This is a genomic window from Gluconacetobacter takamatsuzukensis, from assembly GCF_014174275.1.
Lineage (GTDB): Bacteria > Pseudomonadota > Alphaproteobacteria > Acetobacterales > Acetobacteraceae > Gluconacetobacter > Gluconacetobacter takamatsuzukensis.
Genome location: NZ_JABEQK010000001.1, coordinates 312,163 through 328,074 on the forward strand (window position 1 = coordinate 312,163; position 15,912 = coordinate 328,074).

The 15,912-nt window shown below is 69.7% G+C and carries 15 protein-coding genes; 9 read left to right on the forward strand and 6 right to left on the reverse strand.

All coding sequences use genetic code 11. The features are described from left to right. Position 1 precedes the first annotated feature (1 nt). Positions 2-1,051 (reverse strand): AAA family ATPase, encoded by a 1,050-nt coding sequence (locus HLH27_RS01405; protein WP_182947299.1) that lies wholly within the window; start codon positions 1,049-1,051, stop codon positions 2-4. A 160-nt stretch (positions 1,052-1,211) separates the two neighbouring features. Between HLH27_RS01405 and HLH27_RS01410 the strand changes: the two genes are divergently transcribed. The 6 genes from HLH27_RS01410 (at position 1,212) to HLH27_RS01435 (ending at position 8,111) form a co-directional block, all read left to right on the forward strand. After that, a complete protein-coding gene (locus tag HLH27_RS01410; protein WP_246375359.1) occupies positions 1,212-1,748 on the forward strand; it encodes a DUF1285 domain-containing protein in 537 nt (178 codons plus the stop codon). A 26-nt stretch (positions 1,749-1,774) separates the two neighbouring features. Next, positions 1,775-2,980, forward strand: a complete 1,206-nt coding sequence (locus HLH27_RS01415) for a CCA tRNA nucleotidyltransferase (protein ID WP_246375361.1) — start codon at positions 1,775-1,777, stop codon at positions 2,978-2,980. 137 nt (positions 2,981-3,117) lie between these two features. Next, positions 3,118-4,839 carry an ABC transporter ATP-binding protein gene (locus HLH27_RS01420; protein ID WP_246375295.1) on the forward strand — a complete coding sequence of 574 codons (1,722 nt, stop codon included), beginning with the start codon at positions 3,118-3,120 and terminating at the stop codon, positions 4,837-4,839. Positions 4,840-4,987: 148 nt separating this feature from the next. Then, positions 4,988-6,079: an HlyD family secretion protein gene (locus HLH27_RS01425; protein ID WP_182947302.1), complete on the forward strand. Its 1,092-nt coding sequence runs from the start codon at positions 4,988-4,990 to the stop codon at positions 6,077-6,079. Beyond that, positions 6,076-7,686, forward strand: a complete 1,611-nt coding sequence (locus tag HLH27_RS01430; protein ID WP_275943876.1) for a DHA2 family efflux MFS transporter permease subunit — start codon at positions 6,076-6,078, stop codon at positions 7,684-7,686. Before HLH27_RS01425 ends, HLH27_RS01430 begins: the two co-directional genes overlap by 4 nt. Before the next feature lie 26 nt (positions 7,687-7,712). Continuing rightward, positions 7,713-8,111: an NUDIX hydrolase gene (locus HLH27_RS01435; protein ID WP_338029812.1), complete on the forward strand. Its 399-nt coding sequence runs from the start codon at positions 7,713-7,715 to the stop codon at positions 8,109-8,111. Between the two features lie 6 nt (positions 8,112-8,117). Here HLH27_RS01435 and HLH27_RS01440 read toward each other — a convergent pair whose 3' ends face one another. The 4 genes from HLH27_RS01440 to gpmI all read right to left on the reverse strand — a co-directional run bounded on the left by HLH27_RS01440 (position 8,118) and on the right by gpmI (position 13,181). Next, on the reverse strand, positions 8,118-8,624 hold the full coding sequence (locus HLH27_RS01440) for an RNA pyrophosphohydrolase (protein WP_182947304.1): 507 nt from the start codon (positions 8,622-8,624) through the stop codon (positions 8,118-8,120). Continuing rightward, positions 8,617-10,041, reverse strand: a complete 1,425-nt coding sequence (locus HLH27_RS01445) for a S41 family peptidase (RefSeq protein WP_182947305.1) — start codon at positions 10,039-10,041, stop codon at positions 8,617-8,619. Before HLH27_RS01445 ends, HLH27_RS01440 begins: the two co-directional genes overlap by 8 nt. Positions 10,042-10,189: 148 nt before the next feature. Next, a complete protein-coding gene (locus tag HLH27_RS01450) occupies positions 10,190-11,629 on the reverse strand; it encodes a murein hydrolase activator EnvC family protein (RefSeq protein ID WP_182947306.1) in 1,440 nt (479 codons plus the stop codon). A 1-nt stretch (position 11,630) separates the two neighbouring features. Further along, positions 11,631-13,181 carry a 2,3-bisphosphoglycerate-independent phosphoglycerate mutase gene (gpmI, locus tag HLH27_RS01455; protein WP_182947307.1) on the reverse strand — a complete coding sequence of 517 codons (1,551 nt, stop codon included), beginning with the start codon at positions 13,179-13,181 and terminating at the stop codon, positions 11,631-11,633. 115 nt (positions 13,182-13,296) lie between these two features. Here gpmI and msrB point away from each other — a divergent pair, with 115 nt between their 5' ends. The 3 genes from msrB to HLH27_RS01470 all read left to right on the forward strand — a co-directional run bounded on the left by msrB (position 13,297) and on the right by HLH27_RS01470 (position 14,698). After that, the gene (gene msrB / locus HLH27_RS01460) at positions 13,297-13,716 is read left to right on the forward strand and encodes a peptide-methionine (R)-S-oxide reductase MsrB (RefSeq protein WP_182947308.1); all 420 of its coding nucleotides are present in this window, start codon (positions 13,297-13,299) and stop codon (positions 13,714-13,716) included. A gap of 63 nt (positions 13,717-13,779) precedes the next feature. Continuing rightward, positions 13,780-14,424, forward strand: a complete 645-nt coding sequence (upp, locus tag HLH27_RS01465) for a uracil phosphoribosyltransferase (protein ID WP_408870766.1) — start codon at positions 13,780-13,782, stop codon at positions 14,422-14,424. A gap of 61 nt (positions 14,425-14,485) precedes the next feature. Next, positions 14,486-14,698 carry a dodecin gene (locus HLH27_RS01470; protein ID WP_182947310.1) on the forward strand — a complete coding sequence of 71 codons (213 nt, stop codon included), beginning with the start codon at positions 14,486-14,488 and terminating at the stop codon, positions 14,696-14,698. A gap of 12 nt (positions 14,699-14,710) precedes the next feature. Here HLH27_RS01470 and HLH27_RS01475 read toward each other — a convergent pair whose 3' ends face one another. After that, positions 14,711-15,907 (reverse strand): threonine ammonia-lyase, encoded by a 1,197-nt coding sequence (locus HLH27_RS01475; RefSeq protein ID WP_182947500.1) that lies wholly within the window; start codon positions 15,905-15,907, stop codon positions 14,711-14,713. Positions 15,908-15,912: the final 5 nt, after the last annotated feature.

Here is a 15,912-nt window from a genome sequence, read left to right on the forward strand (position 1 = left end):
GTCAGTCCAGCGTGCGGAGCAGGCCGTCGATCAGGTCCGGCAGGCGCCGGTTCTCGGCCCGGGCGGTGAAGGTCAGGGCCATGCGATGCGCCAGCACCGGCTGCGCCAGGGCCGCGATGTCGTCGATGCTGGGCGACAGGCGGCCGTCGAGCAGCGCGCGGGCGCGGGTGGCCAGCATTAGCGCCTGCGCGGCGCGGGGGCCGGGGCCCCAGGCCACGGAGTCGCGGATGGTGGGGTCCTGCGTCGTTTCCGGCCGGGCGGCGCGGACCAGCCGCACGATGGCGTCCACGACCCGGTCGCCGACCGGCAGGGCACGGACTAGGCGCTGGGCCTCGGTCAGGTCGCGGTCGGTCAGTACCGGGCGCGGTACGATGTCCTGGCTACCGGTGGTGGCCAGCAGCATCGCGCGTTCCGCGGCCTCGTCGGGGAAGCCCAGGGGGATCTGGAGCATGAAACGGTCGAGCTGGGCCTCGGGCAGCGGGTAGGTGCCCTCCTGCTCGATCGGGTTCTGGGTGGCGAGGACGTGGAACGGGTGCGGCAGCCTGTGGTCGGTGCCGGCGATGGCCACCCGGTGTTCCTGCATGGCCTGCAGCAGGGCCGACTGGGTGCGGGGGCTGGCGCGGTTGATTTCGTCGGCCATCAGCAACTGGCAGAAGACCGGGCCGGGGACGAAGCGGAAGCTGCGGCGGCCGTGCTCGTCCTCATCCAGAATCTCGCTGCCGGTGATGTCGGACGGCATCAGGTCCGGGGTGAACTGCACGCGCCGCGCCTCCAGGCCCAGCACCGTTCCCAATGTCGTGACCAGCAGGGTCTTGCCCAGGCCCGGCGCGCCGACCAGCAGCGTGTGGCCGCCGGCCAGGATGCTGGTCAGCGTCTGGTCGATGACCGTGCGCTGGCCATGGATGACGCGGCCGATTTCGGCCCGTGCGGCCTGGAGAAGCCCGCCCAGGCGCTCGGCCTGCGCCAGGTCGGCGGCGGCGGTCGCGGCCGCGAAGGGAGGCAGGCCCGGCGCGGTGCCGGAGGCGGGGGGCAGGGCGTCCGATATCGTCATGCGCTCAATCTGACAGGTCTGGGGGTTTCATCAAGTCGGGGATGATCCCTATATCGGGGGTCGGATGATTCAACAGGCGTGGGTTATGCAGTTGGCTGACGATCTGAACAGGAACGCCGTCTCGGCTTTCGACGGCGCCCAATGCTCCTCCCGGCCTGCCATGCCTTCCGCGTCGTCGTCATGCGGGGCGTTGCCGTTCCGCATCCAGCGCGACGGGACGTGGCTTTATCGCGGCACGCCGATCCGTCGCAAGCCGATGGTCTGCCTGTTCGCGTCGGTGCTGACGCGGGATGCCGAGGGGACGTACTGGCTGCAGACGCCGACCGAGCGCGGCACGATCGAGGTCGAGGACGCGCCGTTCGTGGCGATGGAGCTGCATTGGAGCGGCTGCGGGCGCGATCAGGTCCTGTCCTTTCGCACGAATGTGGATCTGGTGGTGTGCGCGGGGCCGGACCATGCGATCCAGGCCGAATGGGATGTTCCCTGCGAGGAATGCGGCACCGGCCCTGTTCCCTATCTGCATGTGCGCGACGGCGCCGGGGCGTATCCGATCCAGGCCCGGATTGCCCGTGCGGTCTATTACGAACTGGCGGCCCTTGCGGTTCCCGGCACTTGTCGCGGGGTGCCGTGCCTGGGCGTGTGGAGCCAGAACGTCTTTTTCCCGCTCTCGTGCCTGCCGGCGGGGGACGGGCGCTGAATCCGGGCGACGGCCCGGCCGGCGAACTGGCGGACCGGCTGGCGGCGCTGCCGCCGGATGTGCGGTGTGGGCTGGCGCGGCTGTGGGCGCTGCTGCCGGATGCGCGGCTGGTCGGCGGGGTGGTGCGCGACCTGCTGGCCGGACGGGCGGTGGCCGACATCGACATGGCCACGCCGGAACCGCCCGAGCGCGTGCAGGCGATTCTGGCGGCGGCCGGGGTCAAGGTCGTGGCCACGGGGCTGGCCCACGGCACGGTGACGGCGGTGATCGACGGCCGCCCCTACGAGATCACGACCCTGCGGCGGGACGAGCGGACCGACGGGCGGCATGCGGTGGTGGCCTGGACCGCCGACTGGCAAGAGGATGCGGCGCGACGGGATTTCACGATCAACGCAATGTCCTGCGACCGGGACGGGGTAGTGCACGATTATTTCGGCGGCCGGGTGGATCTGGCGGCCGGACGGGTGCGCTTTGTCGGCGACGCGTCGGCGCGCATTCGCGAGGATGCGCTGCGGGTGCTGCGTTTCTTCCGCTTCCATGCCCGCTATGGGCGGGGCGTGCCCGATGCGGCGGCGATGGCGGCGATCGGGGCGTGTCGGGACGGGCTGGCCCGGCTTTCGGCCGAGCGGGTGTGGTCGGAATTGCGGCGCATCCTCGCCGGGCCGGCGGTGGTGGCGACGCTGGCGCTGATGGACGAATCCGGGGTGCTGGCCTGTCTGCTGCCGGAGGGCTGCGACCTGCCGGCGCTGGAGCGGCTGATCGCGACCGGGGCGCCGGACGATCCGGTGCTGCGTCTGGCGGTGCTGGCGCGGGCGGCGCCGGACATGCTGGCGGGCCGGCTGCGGCTGTCGCGGGCCGAGACGGCGGCGCTGGCGGCGGTCCGGTCGGGGGCGCCGCCCGATCCGGCGATGGATGAGGACGGGCGCCGGCGCCTGCTGGCGGACGAGCCGGCGCAGGCCCTGGTCGGGCGGAGCTGGCGGCTTCAGGCGGAGCGGCTGGGGGCGCGGTCGGCGGCATGGGACGCGTTGCGGGCCGACCTGCTGGCGCGGGCGCGGCCGGTGTTTCCGCTTGCCGGGCGGGACCTGGTGGAGGCCGGGATGACGCCCGGCCCGCAGGTGGGGCAGGTGCTGGCGCAGGTGCGCGGCTGGTGGCACGCGGGCGGGTGCCGGGCCGGGCGGCGGGAGTGCCTGGCGTATCTGGAGCGGCTGGTGGCCGCCGGGCCTGCTGCCTGACGGGCGGCGTTGCTTTCCTTGTTAACCCCGGCTTGTTAAAGGGCTGCATGAACGTCGTTTCGTCCCGGACCCCGGTTTCTTCCCCGCCTGTGCCGCCGCCGGGCCGGCCGGCGGGTGCCGATGCGCGCGAGCGGGGCATGGATCTGCTGCGGCGCGTGTGGCGCGAGGATGTGCGCCGCCATCGCGCCCGGATCGCGGCGGTGATCGGGCTGACCATCCTGATGGCGTCGCTGACCGGCCTGTATCCGCTGGTCATCCAGCGGGCGCTGGACATGTTCGCTGACCATGATCCGCGCATTCTCTACCAGGTGCCGGCGCTGGTGATCCTGATCACGACCGCCAAGGCGCTGTCGCAATACGGCCAGACCGTTGCGGTGCAGAACCTGGTGCTGGTGGTGATTCGCGGGTTGCAGGAGCGGATGTTCGCTCATCTGCTGCATGCCGACATCGCGCGGGTGGAGCGCGAGGCGCCGGCGCAGCTTGCGGCCCGCTTTACCACCGATGCGGTCTCGATCCGCGAGGCGATGATCCGGGTCGTCAATTCGCTGGGCGATGTCGTCACCGTCGCGGGGCTGGTGGTGTCCATGTTCTACATGGACTGGGAGCTGAGCCTGATCGCGGCCGTGCTGTATCCGATCGCGGCGGTGCCGATCCAGCGCCTGGGCAAGAAGGTGCGGCGGGCCTCGGGCGGCATGCAGGAGCGGATGGGCGAGACCTCGGCGCTGCTGACCGAGAGCTTTTCCCAGGCGCGTACCGTGCGCGTCTATCGGCTGGAGCAGGCCGAGGCGAAGCGGGTCGACCATGCGTTCGACCAGTTGCATGCCGCACTCCTGCGCATTGCCCGGGGACGGGCGCGGGTCGATCCGGTGCTGGAGGTGCTGGGTGGGGCTGCCGTGGCGGCCGTGCTGGGCTTTGCCGGATGGCGCGCGGCGCTGGGCGGGGCGACGCTGGGGGATTTTTCCGGCTTCGTGGCGGCGCTGCTGCTGGCGTCGCGGCCGCTGCGGGCGCTGGGATCGCTGAATGCCGCGATGCAGGAAGGTTTTGCCGGGCTGGAGCGGATCTTTGCCGTGATCGACGAGCCGGCCGATATCGTGGAGGCCCCCGATGCCCGGCCGCTGCCCGGGGGCAACGGGCATCTGCGCTTCGAGGGGGCGTCGTTCGTCTATCCCGATGGGCGGGTGGGGCTGGACGGGCTGACGTTCGAGGCCTGGCCGGGGTTGACGGTGGCGCTGGTCGGGCCCTCGGGGGCCGGAAAATCGACCGCGCTGTCGCTGATCCCGCGCCTGCACGATGTCAGTGGCGGACGGATCGTGCTGGATGGGGCGGATCTACGTGCCGTGCGTCTGGCCGACCTGCGCGATGCCATCGCCTATGTGAGCCAGGATACGCTGCTGTTCGACCTGTCGGTGGCCGAGAATATCCGGGTCGGGCGGCCGACGGCGACGGATGGCGAGATCCGCGCGGCGGCGCGGGCGGCGGCGGCGGAGCCCTTTATCGACGCGTTGCCCGAGGGATTCGCTACCCGCGTCGGCCCCGGCGGGCAGCGCCTGTCGGGCGGGCAGCGGCAGCGGGTTGCCCTGGCGCGGGCCCTGCTGCGCGATCCGCGCGTGCTGCTGCTGGACGAGGCGACCAGTGCCCTGGACAGCGAGAGCGAGGCGCTGGTGCAGGAGGCGCTGGGCCAGTTGCGGCAGGGGCGGACGACCATCGTGGTGGCCCATCGGCTGTCGACCGTGCGTTCGGCCGATCTGGTCGTGGTGCTGGCAGACGGGCAGGGTGTGGAATGCGGCACCCATGCCGAGCTGATGGCGGCCGACGGGCTGTATGCCCGCATGGTACGGACCCAGGCTTTCGGTCTCTGAGTCGTCCCTGATGGGGTTGGCGTAGGCTTTTCCGCACGGTCGTCGGGCAGGGCGGTTGATGGATCGGGTTCTTCGTGCCATGGATTGACCGACCGGTTCGGTCATTCGATCGGGCCGGCGCCATGAGCTGGAAGTCAAGAGGAACCGTATGGCCGAGCAAGACGGCGCAGGGTCGGGCGACAAGCCGGAAGAATCGCGCAAGAAGAAACCCAACCCGCTGGTCCGTGTCGGCCTGATCCTGTTCGTGGTCGGCCTGGCCGTAGGGGCCGGGCTCTACTGGTTCCTGACCCGGCACGATGTCGAGACGGACGATGCGTTCACCGCCGGGCGGGCCGTGACCATCGCGCCGCATGTGCGCGGCTATGTCACGGAACTGCTGGTGAACGACAACCAGTTCGTCCATGCCGGGCAGCTTCTGGCGCGGATCGACGACCGCGACTATCGCGCGGCGCGCGACAATGCGGCGGCGACGTTGCAGATCGCGGAGGCCCAGGCGGCCGGGGCGCAGTTCGGCCTGGCGGTCGCGCAGAAGGATTTCCCCGGTCGCCTGCTGATGGCGCAGGGGCAGTTGCAGGCCGCGCAGGCGCAGCAGTTCCGCGCCGAGACCGATTATCGCCGCCAGCATGCCGTGGCGCGTGCCGCGACCACGCAGCAGGATATCGATTACGCCACCGCGGCGCTCCAGGCCGCCAAGGCGCAGGTGACGCAGGCCGAGGGCAATCTGCGGATCGCCGAGCCGGTGCAGGCCAATATCTCGAACACCCAGACGCGGATCAGCCAGTATGACGCGCAGATCGCGCAGGCGCGGGCGCAACTGGCGCAGGCCGAGCTGAACCTGGGCTGGACGGAAATCCGTGCCCCGCATGATGGCTGGATTTCGCAGCGCAATATCGAGCGCGGCAGCTTCGTCAGCGAGGGGCAGTCGATTTTTGCGGTCGTCGAGCCGGAAGTCTGGGTGATCGCGAATTACAAGGAAACCCAGATGGCCCATATGCGGCCGGGGCAGAAGGTGGATATCGCGGTCGATGCCTATCCGTTCCTGAACCTGAAGGGGCATGTGGATTCGGTGCAACTTGGGACGGGGGCCACCTTCAGCGCCTTCCCGCCCGAGAACGCGACGGGCAACTATGTGAAGATCGTGCAGCGCGTGCCGGTGAAGATCCTGATCGACCAGGGCATGCGGCCCGACCTGCCGCTGACGCTGGGCCTGTCGGTCGTGCCGACGGTGCACACGGAATGAGCGACAGCCCGGTGGCCGGTGCGTCCGCTCCGGCGGGGCAGCCCCCGGCGGAAAAGCCGTGGAAGCCCCGGGCGAATCCATGGCTGATCGCGGTCGTCGTGACGGTGGCCGCGTTCATGGAAATCCTGGACACGACCATCGTCAATGTCTCGCTGCCGCATATCGCGGGCAGCCTGTCCTCGACCTACGACGATGCGACCTGGACCCTGACATCGTACCTGGTGGCCAACGGCATCGTGCTGACCATTTCGGGATGGTTGGGAAAGCTGCTGGGCCGGAAACGCTATTTCCTGATCTGTATCTTCATGTTCACCGTGTCGTCGTTCCTGTGCGGCATGGCGACCAGCCTGCCGGAACTGATCGTGTTCCGGCTGATGCAGGGGTTCTTCGGCGGGGGGCTGCAGCCCAACCAGCAATCGATCATCCTCGATACGTTCCCGCCTGAGCGGCGGGCGGCGGCGTTCGGGCTGACGGCGATCGCGACCATCGTCGCACCCGTCATCGGGCCGGCGCTGGGGGGGTGGATCACCGACAATTATTCCTGGCGCTGGATCTTCTTCATCAACGTGCCGGTGGGGCTGGCGGCGACGTTTGCCGTGTCGATGATCGTCGAGGACCCGCCGTGGGCGGGCAAGCAGAAGGCGCCGCTGGACATTGTGGGGATCGGGCTGATCGCCATCGGGTTCGGCTGCCTGGAAGTCGCGGTCGATCGTGGCGAGGACGAGGACTGGTTCGGGTCGTCGATGATCCGCACCATGGCGGTGCTGGCGGTGCTGGGGATCGGCGGCGCGGTGGTCTGGCTGCTGCGGACCAAAAGGCCGGCGGTGGACCTGCGCGTGTTCAAGGACCGCAATTTCGCGACCGGCACGCTGCTGATCGGGGCCGTGGGTGCGCTGCTCTATGCCGCCGCGATCATCGTGCCGCAATATGCGCAGCAGGTGATGGGCTATACCGCCACGCTGTCGGGGCTGATCCTTTCGCCCGGTGGAATCGCGGTCATCATCCTGATCCCGCTGGTCGGGCGGTCGATGAAATATCTGAGCCTGCGGACGCTGATCGCGATGGGCTTCTTCTTCATGGGGGTGTCGCTGTTCTGGTCGGCGCATCTGGTGCCGTTGCTGGATTTCCGGCATCTGGTGTTCTTCCGCATGACCCAGACGGCCAGCCTGGCCTTTCTGTTCGTGCCGATTTCGACCATCACCTTCGCCACCCTGCCGCGCGAGCTGAACGGGGATGCCTCCGCACTGTTCAGCATGGCGCGCAATGTGCTGGGGTCGATCGCGATTTCGGGCTCGACTGCCATGCTGACGGAGATCCGCCAGGCGCATCAGACGCAGATGGTGCATTGGATGACGCCGTTCCATCAGCCCTATAACGATTATCTGGCGCATGCGCGGCAGGCCGCCGCCGGGCGCGGTGTGGCGCAGGGGGCGCTGGACGCCGTGGCGCAGCATCGGCTGTTCGTCGAGTTCACGCGGCAGATTGCGATCCTGGCCTATAATGAGGTGTTCATGATCCTCGGCATCGGGGCGTTTCTGGTCGTGCCATTCTGCTTCCTGCTGTCGCCCATCAAGGGAGGCGGCAAGAAGCCGTCGGCCGGGCATTGAGCGCCCGCCGGAAAGCCGCCGGGCGCGTGATCTGCGTCGTTGCGGCCGCGATCGTGCGGGATGGGGCGTTGCTGGTGGTGCGCAAGCGCGGCACCGCCAGCTTCATGCTGCCGGGCGGCAAGGGCGAGCCGGAGGAGAGCGAGGCCGAGACCCTGCAACGGGAGTTGCATGAGGAACTGGGCTGCCGGCTGCGCCCGGAGGGGCTGGTGCTGCTGGGGCGCTTCGAGGCGCCGGCGGCCAATGAGCCGGGGTGTGTCGTGCGGGCGGCGATCTATTGCGGCGATCTGGATGGCGTGCCCGTTATCGCGGCGGAGATCGCGGAGATGCTGTGGCTGGATGTGGCGGGCACGGACGACCCGCCGATCCGGCTGGCCCCGCTGCTGAGCCGGCATGTTCTGCCGGCATTGTGCCGCGAGGCTTCGTAGCCTGCGTTAAGGTCGTGGCTGCGCGCAGGCGGCGAAGTCGCGTGCCAGGGTGAGGTAGATGTCGCGCTTGAAGCCGACATTGCGCTGGGGCAGCGTGGCCAGGTCGATCCATTGCCAAGCGTCGAATTCGGCCGGCTGGTGGGCGTCGAGGCGGATGTCGGTGTCGGTGCCGGTGAAGCGCAGGGCGAACCATTTCTGGGTCTGGCCGCGATAGCGGCCGCCGAGCACCTTGCCCACCAGTGCCGCCGGCAGATCGTAGGTCAGCCATTGGGGGTGGGTGGCGATGATTTCGGCGCGATCCGTCCCGATTTCCTCGTGCAGTTCGCGCAGGACGGCCTGCTCGGGGGCTTCGCCCTCGTCGATGCCGCCCTGGGGGCATTGCCACACGCCCTCTTCCAGCGGGCCGCCCGCGCCGGGCATGTCGGTGCGCCGCCCGATCAGGATCTGCCCCCGGTCGTTGAACAGCAGGGCCCCGACATTGCGGCGATAGGGCAGGGACGCCGCGTCAGTCATGACGCGGCAGGTTGGCCGGTGCGGCATCCGCCGTATGGGGGCCGGCCGCCATGGCGCGGACGATCTTGAGCCCCTGCTGCAACTGGAAGTCGGTGGCGGGCTTGGTCAGGTCGAAGGCGGGCCAGTTGGCCGGCGGTTCGCCGGGGATGGACGAGACGATCGGCGGCAGGTCGACGCGCGCCGGCGGCTTGGCGGTGTTGCCGCCCTGGTTCTTGATGATGTGGCTGAGATCGGCCTCGCGGATGCTGTAGCCGGGGTCTTCGCGGGTTTCGCGCACCGCCACGTCGGGGACGATGCCCAGGCCCTGGATGGAGCGGCCCGACGGGGTGTAGTAGCGCGCCGTGGTCAGGCGCAGCGCGCCGTCGCCGGGGATCGGCAGGATGGTCTGCACCGATCCCTTGCCGAAGGATTTCTCGCCCACCAGCACGGCGCGCTGATGGTCCTGCAGGGCGCCGGCGACGATTTCGCTGGCCGAGGCCGAGCCGCCGTTGATGAGGACCACCATCGGCAGGCCGTCGGTGATGTCGGTGCCGTGCGCGTCCCAGCGCTGGCTTTCCTGCGCGTGGCGGGCGCGGGTCGAGACGATTTCGCCATTGCGGATGAAATCGGAGCTGACCGCGATCGCCTGGTTCAGCAATCCGCCCGGGTCGGAGCGCAGGTCCAGCACCAGGCCGGTCAGGTGGCCGTGGGCATCTGCCTTGAGCTTGCGGTAGGCGGCTTCCAGCCCCGGCGAGGTTTCCTCGTTGAATTCCGAGACCCGGATATAGCCGGTCGAATCGTACAGGGCCGACTTGATGACCTGGATATGGATGATCGCCCGCGTCATCGTCACGATGATCGGCTTGGGCGTCTTCTCGCGGATCAGGGTCAGGGAGATCTTGGTGTCGGGCTTGCCGCGCATGCGCTGCACGGCGTCATCGAGCGGGAGGCCGTCGATATTCTTGCCGTCGATGGCGACGATATAGTCGCCGGGCTTGATGCCGGCCTTGGCGGCGGGGGTGTCGTCGATGGGGGAGACGACGCGGATGTGGCTGTCCTCGGCCTGGACTTCCAGCCCCAGGCCGCCGAACTCGCCCTTCGTGCGGGTCTGGAGGTCGGCGTACTGTTTCTCGGTCATGTAGGAACTGTGCGGGTCGAGGCCGCTCAGCATGCCGTTCAGCGCGTTGATGATCAGTTCGCGGTTCGACACCTGGTCGACGTAATTCGTCTTCACCTGTTCCAGCACATGGCCGAACAGGGACAGAAGGCGAAAATTCTCGGCCGGCGAATCCGAATCGCCGTCCTTGGACAGGCTGGCGGCGAGGGCGTTGGAGGTCAGGCTGTTCCCGCCCGGAAGCGAGAGGTGGGCGATCTGTGGCCCCGCCGCGATGCCTGCCAGAAAGGCGCAGCCAAGCAGCAGGCCGGTGCGGAACGTCATACCATGCGTCTCCTGAGTGAAACCGCCCCTGCCGTGGACGGTGGGGGCCCCGCGCCGTCCGGAACGGTGCGGACCATCGTCATTTCCACGATCTTATACCGAACTCGCGCCGGGCGGAAACTGCCCAGAGGGGGAGTCCGCGCCGGGACTACAGAAACGGGGCGGGATCGACCGTGCCGCCGCCGTGCCGCAATTGCACGAACAGGGTGGGGCGGGTGCCCTGGCCGGCCCAGTCGGGCATGCGGCCCACGGGGGCGCCGTGGGCCAGCGCCTGGCCTGTCGTGACGGCGAGGCCCCCCAGTCCGGCCAGGACGAAGCGATACTGGCGCCCGCAATTGAGGATGACCATCTGGCCGTAGGAACGGAACGCGCCGGCGAAATCGACCTGCCCCGCGCAGGGGGTACGCACGGTGGCGCCCGAGGGCGGGGCGTAGGTGATGCCGGTGGCCGGGCCGGCCTCGGTCGCCGCGCCCCAGCCGGTGACGATCGTGCCCGCCACCGGGGCCCCCCGGCCGGCCGGCCGGCCGGGGGGCGCGGCGCTGAGCCCCGGGCCGGGGCCCTGGGCGATGGCGGCGGCGCGGGCGCGGGCGGATGCGGCCTCGTCGGCGCGGTGGGCCCTTGCTGCGGCTTCGGCGGCCTGTTCCAGCTGGTCTTCGGCGGCTTTTTCCAGGGCCTCGATGCGGTTGACGGCGTCCTGGAGGCTGCTGGCCTTGCGGGTGGCGTCCTCGACCTGCCGGGCGGCCTGGGTGGCGGCGCTGTTCGACCGCTGCTGGGCCTGGCGCGCGGCCTCGGCGGCGCGGGCGACGCTGTCGCGCTGCGCTGTCTGCCGCTGTTGCAGATCCGCCAATCGGGCGCCCTCGCGCGCCAGGTCGGCGTCCAGCCCCGCCAGCACGGCGCGGCGGGCGCGGATGGCGCCGGCCTGTCGTTCGAGCTGCGCGGACAGGCCCTGGATGACCAGCAGCCCCGCGATCGCCCGGTCGGGCGGGACCGGGGCGGCCAGCAGCGTGTCGGCGGGGTAGTGCGCCAGCCGCGCCGCCAGCGGCAGCAGCGGGGTGACGGCGGCCGAGTCGCGGTCCAGTTCCGTGCGCAGCCGGGTCTGCTCCGCCCGAAGGACGGCGACGCGGTCGGTGAGTTCGGCGGTCTGCTGTTCGGTCTGCTGCAATTGCGTGGTGGCGTCGACGGTCGCTTCGGACAGCGCGGCAGCGCGGGCGGTGTCCTGGCGGGCCTGGGCGCGGGCGGCGTCGCGGGCGGCTGTGCGGGCCGCCAGGTCGCGGGCCTGGAGCTGCTGGCGGGCGACCAGTGCCTGCTGGACGGCGCGGGCTTGTGCGACCGCGCGGCGGGCAGCGGCCGCCTGGTTGTCGGCTGCCGTGCCCTGGCTGGTGTGCCGCGTGGGATGGTGGTGCGGACTGGCGTGGGATGTGTGTGCCGGGGCGGCAGTGGATGGGCCGGGGACGGCGAGGGCGGCGGCCAGGCTGATGGCTGCCAGCGCGCTTTGGCGAAATGATGGGGATTGTCTGTCCGGAAACGTGGGCTGGTGAGCGAGAATGTCGCGAAGCGGCACGGCCGGCGCGCGTTTCCGGACAGACATTTCAGAAGCCGTGTTTGGGGGCCAGCAGGGAATTGCCGGTCATCGCGGCGGGTTTGGGCAGGCCCATCAGGGCCAGCAGGGTGGGGGCAAGGTCGGCCAGGCGGCCGTCGTGCAGTCCGACCTCCCGCACGCCGGACAGGACCACGGGCACCACGTTGAGCGTGTGGGCGGTGTGCGGGCCGCCGGTTTCGGGGTCGAACATGGTTTCGGCGTTGCCGTGGTCGGCGGTGACGAGGATGGCGCCGCGCTGGCGGTGGATGGCCTCGACCAGTTGCTTGAGGCCACGGTCCACGGCCTCGATCGCCTTGACCGCCGCGGTGAAGACGCCGGTATGCCCGACCATGTCGGGGTTGGCGTAATTGAGGATGATCAGGTCGTAGGTGCCGCTGTTGATGGCCTGGACGGCTTTTTCGGTCAGTTCGGGGGCGGACATTTCCGGCTTGAGGTCGTAGGTCGCGACCTTGGGGGAGGGGACCATGATCCGGTCCTCGCCGGGCAGTTCGCCTTCCTTGCCGCCGTTGAGGAAGTAGGTGACGTGGGGGTATTTCTCGGTCTCGGCCATGCGCAGCTGGCGCAGGCCGGCCCGGGAGACCACCTCGCCCAGCAGGTCGTCGAGCGATTGGGGGGGGAACAGCACGCCGATGAGCGCGGCCAGGCGGTCGCTGTAGCGCGTCATGCCCACGGCGGCCGCGACATGGACCACGCGCGCGCGCGGGAAGCCCTGGAAATCCTTCTCCAGCACCGCGTCCAGCAGCTGGCGGATGCGGTCGGCGCGGAAATTGAAGGACAGGATGGCGTCGCCGTCCTTCATGCCCGCATAGGCGCCCAGGACGGTCGGGGGGAGGAATTCGTCGGTGGTGCCGGCCTTGTAGGCGGCATCGAGCACCGTCAGCGGGTCGTCGCCGTGCGGGCCCTGGGCGGCGACGATGGCGTCGTAGGCCTTCTCCACCCGGTCCCAGCGGCGGTCGCGGTCCATGGCGAAATAGCGGCCGGAGATGGTGGCGATGGTGACGGCGGGCGGCAGGTCGCGGAGGAGGCGGGCGACGAAGTCGCGCCCCGAATGGGGCGGGGTATCGCGCCCGTCGGTGAAGACATGGAAGGCGACCGGTACGCCGTTATCGACCAGGATTCGGGCCAGCGCCACCGCGTGGTCCTGGTGGGAATGGACGCCGCCGGCCGAGACCAGGCCCATCAGGTGGCAGGTGCCGCCGGTTTTCTTCACCGCGGCGATCAGTTCGGCCAGGGCCGGGTTGGCGGCCAGGCTGCCGTCGCGGATGGCGGCGAAGATGCGCGGCAGTTCCTGCATGACGACGCGGCCGGCGCCGATATTGAGATGCCCGACCTCGGAATTGCCCATCTGGCCTTCCGGAAGGCCGACATCCTCGCCACATGTCTTGAGGAAGGCGCGCGGGCCCTCCTGCCACAGGCGGTCGAAGGTGGGGGTGTAGGCCGCGCGCACGGCATTGTCCGCCACGTCCTCGCGCCAGCCGAACCCGTCGAGGATGACGAGCATGACGGGACGGCGGGGGTGGAGCTGGGTCTGGTCGGTCATGGGTATTCTCTCCCGTTATTTTGTCGTCCATGATGGCACCGATTGCCGGGATTGCGAATGGCCCGGGAGGGGCGGTGCCCCGGTGATGTCGGCGCCCCCGGATGGAGGAAGCGTGATGACATCGAACGAAGCGGACCCGACGGACGGGCCGGCCTGCGGCAGCGGCTCTGGATGTGGCCCGCTGACGCCCGAGCAGATCCGCGTGATGCGCGACCACGGGACGGAGCGTCCGGGATCGAGCCCCCTGAACCATGAAAAGCGGGCGGGGCTGTATCGTTGCGCGGCCTGCGGGACGCCGCTGTTTCGCTCCGAGACCAAATATGACAGCGGCAGCGGCTGGCCGTCCTATTATGACGTGCTGCCCCATGCGGTGGAAAGCCGGACCGATTCCACGCACGGGATGGTCAGGACCGAAATCCATTGCGCGTCATGCCAGGGGCATCTGGGGCATGTCTTCCCCGACGGGCCCCGGCCGACGGGGCTGCGCTACTGCATCAACGGGCTTGCGTTGAATTTTGTGCCCGATGCCGCCTGAGAGGGCGGGTAGCCCTTTCGATTCCGCCACGATCTGCCGTAAAAGGGGTGCATGAGCGAGAATGTGATAACCCCCCCCGCCGCGCCCGTGGTGGTGCTGGATCATCCGCTGGTCCAGCACAAGCTGACGCGGCTGCGCCAGGCGAGTACGTCCACCGCCGGTTTCCGCCGGCTGACGCGCGAGATCAGCCTGCTGATGGCTTATGAGGCGACGCGCGACCTGCCGCTGGAAGCGGTGGAGATCGAGACGCCGCTGGAGCACATGGAAGGGCGCCTGCTGTCGGGCAAGAAGCTGTGCCTGGTGTCGATCCTGCGGGCCGGCAACGGCATCCTGGACGGGATGCTGGACCTGCTGCCGGCGGCGCGGGTGGGGCATATCGGCCTGTTCCGCGACCCCGAGACGCTGGAGCCGGTCGAGTATTACATGAAGTTGCCCGAGGATATCGACGCGCGCTTCTGCATCGTCGTCGACCCGATGCTGGCCACCGGGCACAGCGCGTCGGCGGCGATCGACCGGCTGAAGCGCGCGGGGGTGCGGCAGCTTGTCTTCGTCTGCCTGCTGGCGGCGCCGGAAGGGGTGGCGTTTCTGTCGGCGGCGCATCCCGATGTGAAGGTCATTACCTGCTCGATCGACCGGGAGCTGGATTCGCACGGTTATATCCGGCCCGGGCTGGGCGACGCGGGGGACCGGCTGTTCGGCACCAAGTAGGCCGGCCGGAACCCCTGTCGGCGGGGCCCGTTGTTCCTCCACCAGGACAGGGAGGAACATCATGTCCGAGCATGTCTATAAAGTGGTGGAGCTGGTCGGGTCGTCGCCGGATTCGATCGAGGCCGCGATCGGCAGCGCGCTTTCGCGCGCGGCCGACAGCGTGCATGCCATCCGCTGGTTCGAGGTGGTGAGCACGCGCGGCCATGTCGTCAACGGCCAGGTCGGGCATTACCAGGTGACGCTGAAGGTCGGCTTTACCATCGACGAGACGTAGGGGCCCGCGCCCCTACGCGCGGCGGACGATGTAGGTCTTGGCCAGTTCGTCCATGATTTGCTGGGCGTGGGCCGGGTCGCGGGCCTCGATCATCACTTCCAGTTCGGCGGCCTGGACGCTGGCGGCGGTGAAGAGGCGCTGGTGCGAGACCTCGATGATATTGCCGCCGGCATCGCCGATCTTGCGCGAGATGTCGGCCAGGATGCCCGGGCGGTCGGGGATGTCCATCTTGAGGCACAGCAGCCGGCCGTCGCGCAGGAGCGTGCGCAGCAGGGTGTTGGCCAGGATGCGGCTGTCGATATTGCCGCCCGTGACCGGCAGCGCGACGCGCTTGCCGCGAAACAGCTCGGGATAGGTGATGACCGCCGCGAGGGCGGCGGCGCCCGCGCCCTCGCTGACCTGCTTGGCGCCCTCGGCCATCAGGGTGATCGCGTCCTCGACCGCGCGTTCGGGCACCACCAGCACGCGTGAGACATGATCGCGGATCACGTCCAGCGGCTGGCGGCCGATGCGCATGACCGCGATGCCTTCGGCGATGGTGGCCCCACCCGGCGGGGTCAGTTCCTCGCCCGGGAAATCGGAGAGGGAGGAATAGGCCTCGACCTGCACGCCGACGATGTCCATGCCGGGGCGCAGGGCGGCGGCGGCGACGGCGCAGCCCGAGAGCAGGCCGCCGCCGCCGATGGGGCCGACGAAGACGTCGAGCGGGCCGGCGTCCTGGAACAGTTCGAGCGCGAAGGTGCCCTGGCCGGCCATGACCGCCGGGTCGTCGTACGGGTGGACGAAGACGCGGCCTTCCTGCGCGCACAGCGCATCGGCATGGGCGGTGGCTTCGGCGAAATTGTCGCCGTACAGCACCACGCGCGCGCCCCATGCGGCGGTGCGCGTGACCTTGGCGGCGGGGGTGAAGCGGGGCATGACGATGACCGCGTCGATCCCCAGCAGCGACGCATGACGGGCGACGCCCTGCGCGTGGTTGCCGGCCGAGACGGTGATGACGCCGCGGCTGCGTTCCTCTTGCGTCAGCAGCGCCAGCTTGTTGGCGGCGCCACGCTCCTTGAACGACCCCACGGCCTGGAGATTGTCCAGTTTCAGCACGATCTCGGCCCCCGTCGCCTTGGAAAGGGCGTGCGAGGGTACCGTGGGGGTGCGCAGGACGCGCCCCTCGATCCGGGCGGCGGCGGCCTGGATGTCGTCGAGCGTGATCATCGCCA